The organism is Pseudomonas nitroreducens (genome assembly GCF_024170165.1).
In the GTDB taxonomy this organism is placed as follows: Bacteria; Pseudomonadota; Gammaproteobacteria; order Pseudomonadales; family Pseudomonadaceae; genus Pseudomonas; species Pseudomonas nitroreducens_C.
Window position 1 is genome coordinate 212,734 of sequence record NZ_JALJXP010000010.1, and the last position, 15,762, is coordinate 228,495.

The window sequence follows — 15,762 nt, forward strand, 5'->3', positions numbered from 1 at the left end:
CAGCAGCGCCATCACAAGCGATGCCAAAGAGAACAAAACAAACGAAACAACTAAAAACACAACCACAACTATCATTGCAAGCAAAATAACCCTGATTAGGTTCATATCATAACCCAAAGATCAGTCCGCCAGTTTACTTCCAAAATCATAACCCTTGACCCCATATCGGCCGAGATTAGAGTAGGAAAAATAAATCTGCCCCCTTTTTTACTTTTTTACTTTTTTACGAAGATTAGATAAGCCTTGGCCGGCACGTAACTCGTTAGAGTCAGGTATTGCGCTAGGCTCAACCTTAATTTTCCAAACCGCCCCAGCCCCTTTTGCAGCAACGAATCACTACTTTAGCAAAGAGCTCCTCGCCAATTTCAGCGACGCCACAAAGTCATCCAGCGGAACTCGTAAAATTGAATCTTTCAAGTCCGCAAATATCTCCAACTCTAAATTTTCTTTTCCTTTATCTTGATTAATCTGAGCAACCGGCTCACCTTTGTATTGAACCTCTGTCGTGAGATGCTCGTATCGCACATCACTAGAGCGCAGGATTTCAAAATCAGGATTTCGTTCGAGTCTCATAATCACAGCTTCGGATCAAGGAATGTGGAGAAGGAGCCATCGCTGTTATAGCGTATACCCCTACCATCAGGAACTCGAATCTCAAGTCCGCCTCGACTGAGATTTGTGTACACAGCCTTCGGATCAGTGACTATTTCATCGACAATCCTCTGAGCCACTGAATTTTGATTTTCGATTCCGCCGGTAAGCTTTGGAAATGTTCCCGTCGCTCTCTGCCCGGATGCGTGTTTTGTCAAGGCTCTAGCAGCCTTAGTTAAACCCTCCTTGTTGATTGGTTCAGCTGCAGCAGCAACAAGGTCATTAGCAGTACGACCACCGAAATTCTGAAGAGCCGTTGCTGATCCTTTTGCAGCCTCACCCGATTCCTTCCGCAGCCCTGCAGCCACCTTGGCGAGTGCGGGGCCTGCGCCCATCAAAACAGCTTTTGCCGCCTGCGCCAAGGAGAGTACAGCAACTGCTGTCTCCGCCGTATCGGTGGTATCCAGGCGCTTTTGCTCGGACTCCGTCGCGCTGAACAGGTCATTTTTCAACTGGTCCGGATCGACCAGGAATTGATCAGTCAGGAACTGATTGACCAGTCTCCGCGCCTCGGGCGTGACCTTCTCGGCCCCTTCGCCATGCGCTGCCACGGCTTCCAGCGCGGCCATCATGTCCTGTGGCGTAACCTTCTCGGCCCCTGGCGAGCAGAGCTCAGGTTTCTGCTTGCAGAAGTCCAGAGCCCCATCCACGAAGCTCTTGGCGTGGTCGCGGTGCAAGTCGTGGTTGTACTGCGTGGAGTTCTGCGCCACCCAGGCACCGGTCTGGAGTTGGTCCGGGCCGGCATCTTGATTGGACGCGGCAACGGCCAGCAGACCGATCAGCTGTGAGCTGGTGGTCATCAACTGATCGCGCGTATCCGGACTCAAGCCGCTGAACGTGCTGTCCAGGCTGGCCACCAGCGCTTCGTTGGCACCGGCCGCCGCCGCGCCGGTAGCGAAGTCGCCACCACTGACCACCGAGGCGATGCCGCCCATGAGGGCGTGCATGGCAATGTTCTGTGGGCTACCGGCTGGGGCGCCGATGTTGCCCACCTGGTTGAAGCCTGCCGCTGTAACGGTGTTGTAGAGGCTGTTCTTCATCGCATCGTTGAAGCTGCCGCCTTGGTCCAATGCTTTGCTCAGGGCGGCGCTGGTGACGTTCTGCATGCCCTGGTTGGCGGCAAAGCTACCGACGCCGTCCCAAGTGTTGAGGTTGGCAATGGTTCTGCCGCCCACCACTTGGGTGTTGGTCTCGGCACCGCTCCAGGCGTTGAAGTATTCCGCCGTCATGCCGCCAACCAGGCTGGCGATGGCGGCTTGCTTGAGGGTGTCGCCGGTCAGGACTTTGCTCAGGTCGCCCTGGTTGTTGATCAGGTTGACGGCGGTGGAGCTGGCAAGGCTGCCCGCCGCACCCACGCCCGCGCCGGTGGCAAAAGCACCCGCTCCCGCTCCGCTGAGCGCCCCCGACGCCGCCCAACCGCCAATCGCTGCCGCTGCAATGGCTACGGCCAACTGGGTGGCCGGGCCCATCCCGGAGTGGCTGTAGGAGTAGCTGTCGTGCAGCTCCTTCACCGCCCGCCAATCCACATCACCGCGCGCTTCGGCGTCCTTGAGCCAGGCGAGGTTCGGGTCGGCTTTCACCATCGCGTCGATGGCTTCGCCCACGGACTTTTTATCGATGTGCTGGTATTCGATATTCAGGCCGTCCACGGCCTTGATGGCGAGGTTGCCTTGGGCGATCAGTTCGCTCTGGCGCAGCGCTTCGTCCGTGCTGCCCTTGCCTTTGGAGCTGCTCCAGGCCAGGTCGCTGTCGCTTTTGTGGTGGGCCTCCTGGTGCAGGTCCTTCACCGCTTCAAAGGTCACCGCGCCGCCGCTGACGATGGCAATGTCACCACCACTGTCGAGCTTGGCCGCCTGGTAGCGCTGGTCGCCTCCGCTGAGGATGGTGATGTCGGAGCCGGCGTGGATTTCGCTGCCCACGGCGCTGACGTCGGTGACTTCGTCGCGCTGGGTTTCTTTCTTGCCCCAGCTGCCTTTTTCCTTCTTGTCATAAAGGCTGTAGTCGCTGTCGTTGGCGGCCAGCACTTGGATCTTGTCGCCAGCCACCAGGTAGGCGTCGTGGCCGGCGTTGATCCTGCTGCTGATGAGGCTGAGGTCTTCGCCGGCGGCGATGAGTACGTCGCCACCGGCCTTGATCTCGGTGCTCTGCTGACTGACGTGGTCGTCCTGTTTGATGGTGCGGGTGTCGCCCTTCTTGCCGTTGGAGTAGCTGTGCGCTTCGTCGGCTGCCGAGGCGAGGGTGACGTCGCGCCCGGCGCTGATGGCGATGTCGCGGCCGGCGTCGATACGGCTGGGCGAGCCGGGGTTTGGCAACGCGTGCGTTGCCCCGGCGAGCGACCCGCCAGGGATGGCGGGGCCGGGGGTGCAGTGAGCGACGGAGCCGCGACAGGGATGTCTGCACCGTGCTCCTGCACTTATTCAGATCGCGTTGTTAAAGATCGAAAAGACGAAGTTCCGACCTTACTGATAATTCGACAGGGAAAGCCATTCGCTCAACCGCTCCGGCTGGCAACGAGCGAAATCCGGCACGGCGATTCGCTCGCCGCGCAAACCCAATTGGGTTGTCGAGGAACTGATTCAGCTCAAAGCACTGATGCCAACGGCAGGCTGCCGACGTGTCACCGATACCTTCAACCGGCTGCATGCCCGGCGGCGACAAATGACGGTGAGCAAGTCGTTCGTTGCCTACACCCTAAGCCGCGAGCGGTACGCGGTGGCGTGTCAGCGACGAGCCTTGCGGCGGCGAACTCCGTACTCACCTGTGCGGAATGCCGTATGTGCGTTGGACATGACGGGGAAGCAGGACGTCCATGGACAGCAACACAGCATCTTCGGCCTGATCGATCACGGCACGCGCCGACTTCTGCGACTGGAGTGCCTGGCCAACAAGAACGCCTGGACGCTGTTGGGGCATTTGTTTCTGGCAGTCGGTCGATACGGAAAACCTCACGCCCTGCGCACGGACAATGAGCGGTTTTTTACCGGTCGGATTTTCACTGGAGCACTGCGTCTAGCAGGCATTCGCCGCCAGCGCACGGACATCGGTTGTCCATGGCAGAACGGACGCATTGAAAGACTGTTCGGCACGCTGAAAGCAAAGCTCGATCGATGGCGTGTGCTGGACGGTGAACAATTGCGGGTAGCTCTGCGGGAATTCGACGTTTGGTACAACCGCGTGTGGCCGCACCAGAACTTAGGTGGACGGACACCATGGGAGGTTTGGTGCGGGATCGATCCGTACCGACGTGTAGTGAAACGCGTGGAATGGTTCGAAGCCTGGGACGGATTGCTTTGCGGCTTTTACCTGGACGGGTAGGTGCCAAGGGATTTGCGTACGGGGAAATCGTCTGTCCACGGAACAGAGGAATTCAGCTGCGCGAGTGACGGGGAAACGATAGAAATCGGGAAATTTTTAGCGGTGGATCAGTAGAAAACCCGACGAGCGAAGCGTCGGCGAGGCGGAAGGTCGAATGAAACACTCGAAATTCCACCCCGCCGCAAGGCGGGGAAAGTCGTTTGGACACTTGGACGGGACACCCAGCGAGCAATAACAACACCCTAAGCCAAACGTGCATTAATTTATCAGGGAAAATATATCCATTCAAACCCACCCCCTTTGCCCTTATGCAATGAAAAAGGCCGTGAAATACAAAAACAAACTCAAAGAAAATATCATCATCCTTACGAACTGAACTCCAGTATCCCCCTCACAAAAAGCACCGAATCCGGCTATAAAGAGCCGCATATCAAACAAGAAAGCAGCGACATTCATTAAACAGAGAATTTGAAACCCTCCCCAGCCCCACACACCATTTTCATCATACTTAGCTAATAAACGTGCAATCACCCCTAAAAACAAAAAAACAAGAAAAGAGCATCTTATCCAAACGGAAACATATCTACTTGGAAAGAGCAGATCATCTTTGCGAATCACTTCAATTCTCCCGCACGCTCTTTAATTGCATTTTTCAAGTCGAAAACTGTTATTCCTGCGGCAGCCCTATTACCGGCGGCCTCACCGAGTGCTTTCACTAATCCGTAATTTATCAAATAATCTTCAAAGACATTTTGTCCGCCGGACTTCAGATCACCCGAATAATACCCCCCGCCTACTGTTGCAGCATACCCGAACAGAGAAAGAGTTGCAGCCGACACACCTGTTGGAGTGGCAATTATTCCTGCCGAAAATATTTTTCCTAGTGCATTCATATCTTCTAAATTCTTTGCTCGCAAATACAAGTCTGTACTTGCATTGCCTACATCTATACCAGCCCCATAAATCAAGCAATAAGCATCAGCGCAACTATTATACTGCGGGTAATAAACTCTATCTCCAACAAGGCTTCCAAGCGTATATCGACCATCCGAATCAACTACACTACCAGTCAGCCAATCTCTCTGCTCTGACTCAACCCCAACACCCAGCCCGCTATTAGGGAATATCTTCGAAAACCCAGTCTCTGCCTCACTGGTCCAGTTGTACCCCGCAGCGTTTTCCTTGATGTAGGCAATGACCTCCGGATCAGCCTTTTCAAAGGTCTGGACATACAATCCGCTATTACCCAACGGTATCCAGTTGCCAGCCGGGTCGTAGATTCCCGGCAGCGCTACGACCATATCCGTCGCAGGCGTTCTACCATCGTCGGTAGAGGCAATGCGCAGGGCCGCTTCAATCTGCTCGGCGGTAAAGCGGCCGTCGCTTTCCTCGGCCAAAGCGGCGGCCAGCTTCTTCGCGCCATCGTGCAACTGGGCGTTGTAGGCCGTGCCACTCTTGGCAATCTCGGCCCCCAGGTTGACGTCGCCATTCACCGCCATCGCGGCCATCACGCCGGCGATTTGCGAGCCCATCAGTTCGAGGTTCTGGTCGCCGCCGACCATCTGGCTGAGCAGCTTGATCATCGCTTCGTTGGCGCCCGCCGCTGCTGCACCGGTCTTGAAGTCGCCGCCGGCGGCTTCGGCCAGCAGCCCGCCCATCAGGGCGTGGGCCATGACTTTCTGCGGGCTGCCGTCCGGGTAGTTGACCGCGTCGCCGATGAAGTTGAAGCCCACGGCCATGCCGATGTTCCGCGCCTGGCCGGCCATGGCGTCACCGAGGTTGTCGGCGTAGCTGCCGCCAAAGGCGGCCTGCTGCATGACCGACTGGACCATGCCCTGGGCAATGCTGTAGGCGGCAAAGCCGCCGATGCCTTCTGCTGTGCTGAGGTCGAAGCCTCGGGTGATGTCGTTGACGTTGTCGTGGGTAGCGCTGAAGTACTCGTTCAGTTGCGGCGTGACTACGTAGGCCGTGGCGGCCGCGATGGCGTAGCTCTTGAGTGCATCGGCACTGGCAGCCTGTTGTAGCCCCTGGCCGATATCGCCACCGTTGTTGATGGTGCCCACCGCGAGGTTGCTGGCCATCGGGCCGTAGACCGGGCCGAGGTACGCGGCCGCGACGATGGCGATGATCAGCGACGGCCCAGCGCCCAGGCTGGAACTGCTGTGGGAGTACGAGTCGTGAAGCTCCTGCACGAGGCGCCAGTCGACGTCGCCACGGGCTTCGGCGTCCTTCAGCCAGGCCAGTTGCGGGTCGGCCTTGGTCATGGCGTCGATGGCCTGACTGACGTTCTGCTGGCCGATCTGTTTCACATCGATGTGCAGGCCGTCGACCGCGTGGATGACCAGCTCGCCCTGCGCAGTGAGCTGGCTCTGGCGCAGCGTTTCGTCCGTGCTGCCTTTGCCTTTGGAGCTGCTCCAGGCCAGGTCGCTGTCGCTCTTGTGGTGGGCTTCCTGGTGCAGGTCCTTCACCGCTTCAAAGGTCACCGCGCCGCCACTGACGATGGCGATATCCCCACCGCTATCAAGCTTGGCAGCCTGGTAGGTCTGGTCGCCGCCGCTGAGTAGGGTGATGTCGGAGCCGGCGTGGATTTCGCTGCCCACGGCGCTGACGTCGGTGACTTCGTCGCGTTGGGTTTCTTTCTTGCCCCAGCTGCCTTTTTCCTTTTTGTCGTAGAGGCTGTAGTCGCTGTCGTTGGCGGCCAGTACTTGGATCTTGTCGCCGGCCACCAGGTAGGCTTCGTTGCCGGCGCTGACCTTGCTGCTGATGAGGGTGATGTCCTCGTTGGCGGCAATGAGTACGTCGCCACCGGCGTTGACGGTGGTGGACTGTTGCTGGACGTGGTCGTCCTGTTTGATGGTGCGGGTGTCGCCCTTCTTGCCGTTGGAGTAGCTGTGCGCTTCGTCGGCTGCCGAGGCGAGGGTGACGTCGCGCCCGGCGTTGATGGCGATGTCGCGGCCGGCGTCGATACGGCTGGCGATGCTGGTGACGTCGCGCCCGGCTTCGAGTTGCAGGTCGCGCCCGGCGCTCAGTTCGGAGCCGTATTGGGTGACGCTGGATTCGCTGCCCTTGGCCCGGCGCCGCTGGTAGTCAAAGCTGTCGACTTCGGTCTGGCTGCCGATGAGCAGGTCCCGGCCTGCACTGAGGCTGGCGTCGGTGCCGGCCTCGATGCGGCTGCCGATGGTCTGGATATCGCGCCCGGCGACAATCTGGAGGCTGCCGGCGGCTTCGATGCGTGAGGCCTGGCTGACGAGGTCGTCGCGCAGGCGGTCGGTGCCGCTGGTGACGTCGTGGGTGCTGACGGTGCGGGCGTTGATGACGTCGCCGGTCAGGGCTGTGAGGGTGACGTCACGTCCGTTGATGACGCCGCCGTTGGTGTTGCGCAGGTTGTCCAGGGCAAGCAGGTCGAGGCGTTTGCTGGCTTCGATGCGGCCGCTGTTGTCGAGGTTGACGGCGGTGGCGGCGAGGTCGTTGCTGGCACGCAGGGTGCCTTGGTTGACCAGCTCGCCACCGCTGATCAATGTCAGGTCACGGCCCTGGATCAACGCGCCGTCGCTGGCCAGGCGCTGGTGGGCGTTGGCCAGGTAGAGCACCGGGGCCAGGACTTTTTCGCCGTTCACGTCGATTTCTTCGAGCCAGACGATGTCGTGGGTCAGCGCGGCGACCTGGTCGGCGGAGAGGCCTACGCCCAGGCTCAGGCCAACCCTGGCCTTGTAGGCGATGGCGTTGTCCATGAGGTACTTGAAGAGCTGGTCCGCCTCACCCCACCCCGCCAGGGTGTTCTGCCCGGTGCGGTTGTACAGGGCCTGCTGCACCAGGCGTTGTTCGTAGAGGCCGTCGCCCAGGCGTTTCTGGGCCTTGTCCGGGTCGTAGCCGAGCAGGCCGAGGAGGTAGTCGGAGCTGAGGAAGCTCTTGAGGCTGGTGAGCTCGGGGTTGGTTTCGATGAGGTATTTGTGGCTGTTGTCGGGGCGCGCGGTGCTGGGGACGCCCTGGACCTGGGCGACGTTCCAGGAGGGTGCGCTGGCGCTGTCCGGGGCCTGGGGGCCGCCGTCGAGGTGGACGGCTTCGGCGCTGTCACGGGCGCCGCCGGTGCGCTGGGCGCCGCCGCTGATACCGGTGCTGTTCCACTGCAGGTCGTCGGCGCGGCCGCCGGCGCCATCGAGGCTGCGCTCGCGCTGGGTGAGCTGGATGGTCTGGCCGCTGAAGCTGTAGCTGCCGCCGGCTTCGATGGTCTGCGCGCCGCTCTGGGTGCCTTCCTGGCCACTGAGACGGAACAGGCCGTTGCTCCCCTGGGGAAGGCTGAAGCTGGGTTGGCTCACGGGGTCGATGCGCTGTTCGGCCAGGCCTGCGGGCAAGGGTTGAGCCAGGGTGGGCGCAATGGACAGGCGCTCCACCGGCTCGACGGTGCCCCCAGCGGTCACCTGGCCGGCACCGGAGTCGTTCTGGTAGGCGGAGATGACGCTGTTGTTGAGGTGCTGGCTGGCGTCGATGCGGACGTCGCCGCCGGCCTGGATGGTGGCGGAGGCGATGGGTGTGCCGGTGATGTCGACGCTGTAGCGGATCAGCTTCTGGAAGCTGTTGGGCCCGGGGTAGCCGCCGGCTTCGAGGACTTCCAGCACGCTCAGGGCGCCCGGTTGGTAGTCCGGGGAGCTGGGGTCGTTGTAGCGATTGAAGGCGTCGCGGGCGGCGACGAAGTTTTTGTATTCGAGGGTGCGGCGAGTGTAGTAGTGGCCGTCGAAGTGGTTCTCGACGCCACCCCCTGCGCCGACGTTGTCGAGGGTGTCGGCGTTCACCGCGATATCGCTGGCAGCCCAGATGGCGCTGAAGCGGTTGGTGAACTGGCTGCCACTGAAGCTGAGGCTGCCGCCCGAGCGCAGGTAGGCGCTGGCGGAGTCGGCGGTGAGGATGTCTTCGAAGGTTTCGACGGTGTAGAAGTCGAGCTCGCAACCATTGCCGGCGCAGCGGTCGTCGCGGCGGAATTCGACATGGCCGGAGATGCGCTGCCGCTCGACTTCGAGGATGTCCTTGCGATTGAGCAGGACGCTGCTGTGCAGGCTCATGTCGCCCAGGCTTTCCAGTGTGCCGGAGATGTTTTCCAGGGTGCCGGTCCAGGCGCCGGCGTCATTCGCTGCAAGGTCCAGACGGCCCAGGCTGTAGATGTCGGCATAGCGGTTGGTCAGCCCGCCGCTGACGCGCAGGGTCATGTCGTCGCCGCTGAAGAGCAGCGCGCCATTGCTTTCGCCGTCGTTGAGCAGGTCGCCGGTGTTGATCCGCAACTGGCCGGCGCTGCCGAGGGTGCCGTGGTTGTTCAGCGTGCCGCTGTTGGCGGTGAGGCTGCCGGCGGCGGTGACGCGGCCGTGGTTGCTCAAGGTGCCGGCGCCGAGGGTGACGTTTTGCCCACCGGTGACGCTGGCGCCCTGGCTGATGTCGAGCTGGCTGGCGGAGAGGTTGAGGTCGCCCAGGCTGCTGACGCGGCCGGCGCCGCTGTAGGTGCCGGTCAGTTGGAGGTCGAGGCTGCCGTCACTGGCGAGCAGGCCGTCGTTGCTCCAGTTGCCGCCGCGCCCGGTCAGGGCCTGGCTGGCAAGCAGCTGGCCGCTGGCGGTCTGGCTGAACTGGCCGATGTCGAGGTTGAGCCAGCCGGCCTGCAGGACGCTGCTGTTGCTCCAGCGCTCGGCGGTGATGTCGAGGCGGCCGGTGGTGATGAAGTGGCCGCCGGCCTGGGTGATCTGCCCGGCGCTGACGCCAAACTGGCCGGTGCCGACGTGCAGGAAAGTGCCGCCGTCGTTGGCGAGCCCGCCGAGGTTCAGAGCGAGGTCGGTGTTGGCGGTTTCCAGGCGACCGTTGGTGTTGTCGAGGTAGCCGGTGGTGAGCGTCGTGGCGCCGCTTTGGCCGAGGGCGCGCAGGCGGCCGTTCTGGTTGCGGAGGGAGGCGGTGTTGAGGTCCAGGGTGCCGCTGCTTTCGATCAGGCCGCTTCGGTTGTCCAGGGCGTTGCGCAGGCTGAAGTCGATGCTCATGGCGCCGATCTGGCCGCCCTGGTTGTCGAGGTTGTCGCCGTTGAGCACGAGGGTCTGCGCGGCATAGAGGCCGCCGCCCTGGTTGTCGAGGGTGGCGGTGCTGAGGCGGTGGTCGCCGCTGACTGCGGAGAGGTGGCCGCTACGGTTGTCGAGGCCGCTGGTGGCGGTGATGTCGAGGCTGTGCGCCTGGGTGATGCCGGCGTTGTTGCTGAACCCGCCAGTGATCAGTTTGAGCGCGCCTGTGAGGCTGGCGAGGATGCCGCCGGCACTGTTGTCGAGGCTGGCGCTGTGGAGGTCGAGGTTACCGCTCTGGCTGAGCAGGCGGCCGTTCTGGTTGCTGATGGCGCCTTGGGTTTCAAGGGTGATGTTGCCCTGCCCTTGCAGGGTGCCGCCGCTGTTGCTGACGCTGGCGGCGCTGATGGCGAGGCTGCCGGCCTTGCTGAACAGCAGGCCGTCCTGGTCGTTGAGCAGGTCGCCGCGCAGTACGAGGGACAGGTCGCCCAGCGCCGCGAGAGTGCCGGCGGCGCGGTTGTCGAAGTGGCCGGCCAGGAGTTGGAGCAGGCCCTGGCTGGCGATCTGGCCTGCCTGGTTGTCGACGTTGGCGGCACTCAGGTCGAGCCGCGTACCACTGGCGATGACCGAGCGGGCGCCGATATTGAGCAGGTCGCCCAGCAGGTGCAGGTCGAGGTTGCCCTGGCTGGTCAGGCTGCCGCCGCTGTTGTCCAGGCGGCGGGCGCTGAGGTTGATGCTGGCGGCGTTGATCTGCCCGCCCTGGTTGAGGAGCTCGGTCTGCGCCTGGTCGAGGGTGAGTTGCTGCTGGGCGCTGATCACTCCGCCCGCGCGGTTATCCAGTTGGCCGGCGATGCTCAGGCGGGTGCCTTGCTGGCCGGAGAGGTAGCCACCCTGGTTGTTCAGGCTGGCGGCTCTGACGCTTTGCTGGCCGAGGCTGACCAGGGCACCTTCGCCGTGGTTGTCCAGCGCGCCACTGAGGGTGAGGTCGAGGGTCCCGAGCTTGCTGGAGAGGGTGCCGCCCAGGCTGTTGTCTAGGTCGGCGGCGTTGACCAGCAGGCTTTGCCAGCCGGAGAGCAGGCCCTGGTTGGCGTTGCGCAGGGCGCCGGTGTTGAGGGTGAGTTGCTGGGCGCTGATGATCCGCCCGGCGTCGCCGTTGTCGATACTCGTGGCGTTGAGGGTGACGCTGTTGGCGCTGGAGATTTCCCCGCCACGGTTGTCGAGGTGGCGCAGGTTGTCGATGCGCAGCAGGCCGCCGACGCTAAGCACGGCGCCACGGTTGTCGAGGTCGCCGCCGGCGAGGTCGAGGCTGAGGTCGCCGCCGGTGATCAGCCGGCCTTGTTGCTGGATGAGTTGCTGGACTCGCAGGTTGAGCTGGCCGCCGGCGGAGAGTTCGCCGCTGTGGCGGTTGTCCACGGTGTTGGCGGTGAGGTCGAGCACGCCCTGGGTGGTGATGAGGCCGCCGCGGTTGTCGATGTTCTGCGCGCGGAGGGCGAGTTGCTGCTGGCCGCTGATGATGCCGGCCTGGTTGTCGAGGTCGGCGGTCGTGGCATCGAGCCGAGCTTGCGCGGTGAGGCGACCGTTCTGGTTGTTGACGGCGCCGGTGGTCAGCGTGAGGTCCTGCCCGCCACTCAGGCTGCCACCCTGGTTGTTCAGGCTGGCACTGCGCACGTCGAGCGTGGTGCCGGCCGCCAGGGCGCCGTCGCCCTGGTTATCCAACTGGCCATCGAGGGCCGCGTCTATTGCGCCCTGGCTGGCGACAGTGCCGCCGATGCTGTTGTTCAGGGTGCCGGCGCGCAAGGACAGCTGGTGTTTGCCGTAGAGCACGCCCGACTGGCTGTTGTCGATGGCGCCGCCCAGCACCTGCACGCTCAGTTTGTCGCCGGAGACGAGGCGCCCGCCCTGGTTGTTCAGCCCGGCGAGGGTGAGCCAGAAGCTCTGCTGGCTGGAGATTTCGCCGCCGGCGCTGTTGTCGAGTTGCGCGAGGTTGCGCAGGAGCAATCGGCCCGGCGTGGCGATCAGGCCGCCGGAGCTGTTGCCGAGGCTGCCGCCGGTGAAATCGAGGTCGATGCCGCCGTTGCTGACCAGTTGGCCGCCGCCGTGCTGGTCCAGTGCCCGTACCTGGCCGGCCACCTGTCCGGCCGACTCCAGGCGCCCCTTCTCGCTGTTGTCCAGCCGCGCATAGGCCAGCAGCAGGTCGGCGCCGCTGAGGATGCGCCCGGCCTGGGCGTTGAGCAGTGTGGCGCCGCGCAGGTCCAGCACGCCCTTGGCGCTGAGCACGCCGCCCTGCCGGTTATCGAGGGTGGCCGCGGTGACGCCGAGGGTGGCGTCGGTGAGCAGTTTGCCGCCCTGGTTGTTCAAGGCGTTGGCGCTGACGTTCAGCGCCTGCGCACTGGAGAGGGTGCCAGTGCGGTTGTCGACCTGGGCCGCCGTGACCGTGAGCACGCCTTCGCTGATCAGTTGGCCACGGTCATGGTTGTCCAGCACGCCGGACAGTTGCAGTTCGACGTTGCCCTGGCTGCTGACGCGTCCCTGGCTGTTGTTCAGGTGTCCGCCACGCAGCAGCACAGCGTCCTGCCCTATCAGGTCGCCGGCCTGGTTGACCAGGTCATCACCGGTCACTTGCAGCCGGCCATCGCTGGCGATGCGCCCGGCGCTGTTGTCGAGTTGGCCTGCATCGAGGCTGACGGTGCCGTGGCTGCTGATTTCGCCGCGCTGATTGAGCAGTTCGCCGGCGCGCAGGTCGATTCCGTGGGTGGCGCCGATCCAGCCGCCCTGGCGATTGTCGAGGGTTTGTGCGGCAAGACCGAGGGCACCGCCACTGAGCAGGCTGCCGCTCTGGTTGTTCAAGCCGCTGACCTGCAGCGTGAAGCCATGCTGGCTGGACACTTCGCCGCCTGCGCTGTTGTTCAATTGCTCCAGGTTGCGCAGCAGCAGCTGGCCGGGCGTGGTCAGCAGCCCCCCCTGACTGTTGTCGAGGCTGCCACCGGTGAAATCGAGGTCGATGCCGCCGTTACTGACCAGTTGGCCGCCGCCGTGCTGGTCCAGGCTATTGAGCTGCCCGCTGACCCTGCCAGCGGCTTCGAGTCGGCCTTGGTTGCTGTTATCGACGCGGGCCTGGCTGAGCAGCAGGTCGGCGCCGCCAAGGACGCGCCCGGACTGACTGTTGAGCAGGCTGGCGCCACGCAGGTCGATGCGGCCCTTGCCGCTGATGACACCGCCCTGGCGGTTGTCGAGGGTGGCCGCGGCGACGTTGAGCGCCGCGTCAGTCAGCACCTTGCCGCCCTGGTTGTTCAGGGCATTGGCGCTGATGTTCAGCGCTTGTGCACTGGAGACTGTGCCGGCGCGGTTATCCACCTGCGCCGCCGTGACGGTCAGAGCACCCTCGCTGCTGAGTTGCCCGCCAGCCTGGTTGTCGAGTGCTCCTGAGAGTTCGAGGGTCAGGTCGCGCTGGCTGCTGAGCACCCCGCCCTGGCTGTTGTCGAGCGTGGCGCCGTGCAGGCTCAGGCCCTGCTGGCTGAGCAGGCTGCCGCCCTGGTTGACCAGGCGATCCACCTGAACTTGCAGGCCGGCATCGCCGAGCAGTTGGCCGCCGCTGTTGTCGGCGCGGGTAGCCTGAACCGTCAGGGTGCCGCGACTGGAGATCGCCGCGCCCTGATTGAACAGCTCCGTGGTGCGCAACTCGAGCGCATTCATGGCGCCGACCCAGCCGCCCTGGCGGTTGATCAGTTGCTGCGCGAGGACTTGTAGCGAGGCTTCGCTGAGCAGCTCGCCGCCGTTCTGTTCGAAGCGTTCGACCTGGGCGAGGAGATTGCCCTTGGCGCCGATCCGCCCGCCACTGGCGTTCAGGACGGTGCGGGCGTTGAGTATCAGGGCGGCAGTGTCGCTCTGGATCAAGCCCGCGTTGCTCAGACTCTCCAGCGCCAGATTCAGGTCGCGCCGGGCAACGACACGACCTTGATCACGGTTGTCCAGGCTGCCGTCGGAAAGGTTCACCGAGGCATCGCCGACGATCTGGCCGCCCCGGTTGTCCAGCGCGGCGGCCTGAACGGCCAACTCGCCCTGGCTGGAGATCAGCCCGCCGCCCTGGTTGCTCAACTGACCGGCACGCACCCATTGGGCGCCCTCGCTGCGCAGGCTGCCGCCCTGGCTGTTGTTCAGTGCCCCAGTAACCTGGGCGCTGAGCATCCCGTCGGTGGACAGCAGCCCCTGCTGGCTGTTGTCCAGCGTGCCGAGCGTCAGGTTCAGCGCCTGCGCGGCGCTGAACAGGCCCAGTCGGTTGTCCAGGGTGCCACCCTGCACCTGGATGAAGGCCGCACTGACCTCGCCGCCGCGGTTGCCCAGCAGCCGCCCGGACAGGCTCAGGGCGTTACTGGCCAGCACCCGGCCCTGGTTGTTCAGGGTGGTGGTGTTGACCGTGGTGTTGCTCGCGCGCAGGCTGGCGCCCGGTGCGTTGTCGAGCATGCCGCTGACGGTGGCCTCAAGGTTGCGACTGGCGACCACGCTGCCGCTGTTACGCAGGTTCTGCGTGGCGATCGCCACGTCGCCCTGGGCGTTGCGGCTGTTGTCCGGGTTGACGCCGGCTTCGAGGATGCCGTTGTTGCCGATCTGCGCGGCGCTGACCTGCACGCGCGAACCGGCAGCCACCTGGCCCTGGTTGCTCAGCGTGCCATTGGCCGCCAACTCGACGTCACCCGCCGCATAGGCCGGGCCGCTGACGCTGATGTCCTGCGCCTTGGCGCGCAGGCTGCCGGCGGAACTGGCCTGCGAAAACGTCAGCTGGCCGTTGGCGTCGATCTGGATATCGCCGGCACTGGCGGCCATGTTGCCGGCCAGCCTCACTCCCACGCCCTGCTCCGTACCCACCAGGCGGATGGCGCCGGCGTACATACCGCCCAGCGCCGAGCTGTCGATGGCCAACTGCGGCTTCGGGCTGCCGTCGTCCGGCTTGGCGGTGGCAGCGAGACTTTCCGCATCCACCTGATTACGCCCGGCCACCACGGTCAGTTGGTTGGCATGCAAGGCGGCATTGATTCGGGTAGCGCGGCTGATCAGCTCGAAGCGATCCTGGTCGAGCCCGTTCAGCCCCGTCCCTTCGATGGCAATCTCGCCGCCGCTGACGTCGTAACCCTGCAGGCGCCCGGCATCCAGCAACGGCTTGCCGGTGGTCAGCGTCGCCCTTGGCGTGTTGATGAAGCCGCAACCGTTGCAGGTGATCCCATGGGGGTTGGCGACTATGACGTGGGCGGCCTGCCCGGCCACTTCGGTGTAGCCGCGCAGTTGCGAGGGGTTGGCCCCGGTGACTTCGTTGAGGATCTTGTTGGCCGCGCCGCCCTTGAGGTTCGGGTTGCCGACGATCATCCCGCCCCGCTGGGTGATCTGGGTCTTGTCGATGGCGTTGTTGAGGATCAGCCCCTGCTCGCCGACGTTGTAGTCGCTGAACCTGTTGTGGGAGAGGCCCGCTCCGTTGGGCGTGGCGATGTTGACGATGGGCACGCCATTGCCCGCCGCACCTACCGTGGTGTTGCCACCCGCTGCCGAATCCACCGCCAGCTCTGCCGCCGCCGCAACAAGGGGGTTGAGGATCAGCAGCCCCGACAGGACGCTGGCGAGCAGTTGGCAGGCGGGGTGGCGAATGTCCATCTTGCGCGTCTCGTCACAAATAACCGGGACGCAAATCCTAGGGACTAGGCAAGCACGGAAATATCAGCCAGTTCCCTCCCTGGCGTGGGATCGGTCTTCATCTACCCAAACGACAACGGCCCGCCAGGAAGGC

Annotated in this window: 5 protein-coding genes; 1 reads left to right on the forward strand and 4 read right to left on the reverse strand. The window is 63.5% G+C overall.

What is annotated here, in order from left to right:
- Positions 1–336 precede the first annotated feature (336 nt).
- Entirely contained in the window at positions 337–573 is a 237-nt protein-coding gene (locus tag J2T47_RS20380; protein ID WP_253450877.1) for a hypothetical protein, read from the reverse strand.
- A 2-nt stretch (positions 574–575) separates the two neighbouring features.
- The gene (locus J2T47_RS20385; protein WP_301295627.1) at positions 576–2,963 is read right to left on the reverse strand and encodes a DUF637 domain-containing protein; all 2,388 of its coding nucleotides are present in this window, start codon (positions 2,961–2,963) and stop codon (positions 576–578) included.
- A 475-nt stretch (positions 2,964–3,438) separates the two neighbouring features.
- On the opposite strand from J2T47_RS20385, the gene J2T47_RS20390 reads away from it, so the two are divergent.
- Complete coding sequence (locus J2T47_RS20390) at positions 3,439–3,966, forward strand: integrase core domain-containing protein (protein WP_253450880.1); 528 nt, start codon at positions 3,439–3,441, stop codon at positions 3,964–3,966.
- A gap of 306 nt (positions 3,967–4,272) precedes the next feature.
- Here the strand turns inward: J2T47_RS20390 and J2T47_RS20395 are convergent, their stop codons facing one another.
- Positions 4,273–4,584, reverse strand: a complete 312-nt coding sequence (locus J2T47_RS20395) for a hypothetical protein (RefSeq protein ID WP_253450883.1) — start codon at positions 4,582–4,584, stop codon at positions 4,273–4,275.
- A complete protein-coding gene (locus J2T47_RS20400; protein WP_253450886.1) occupies positions 4,581–15,629 on the reverse strand; it encodes a two-partner secretion domain-containing protein in 11,049 nt (3,682 codons plus the stop codon). Before J2T47_RS20400 ends, J2T47_RS20395 begins: the two co-directional genes overlap by 4 nt.
- Positions 15,630–15,762 lie beyond the last annotated feature (133 nt).

Bases quoted from the DNA above. Each gene is read 5' to 3' on its own strand.
- J2T47_RS20380 (WP_253450877.1), bottom strand. From the start codon at position 573: ATGAGACTCGAACGAAATCCTGATTTTGAAATCCTGCGCTCTAGTGAT.
- J2T47_RS20390 (WP_253450880.1), top strand. From the start codon at position 3,439: ATGACGGGGAAGCAGGACGTCCATGGACAGCAACACAGCATCTTCGGC.
- J2T47_RS20400 (WP_253450886.1), bottom strand. From the start codon at position 15,629: ATGGACATTCGCCACCCCGCCTGCCAACTGCTCGCCAGCGTCCTGTCG.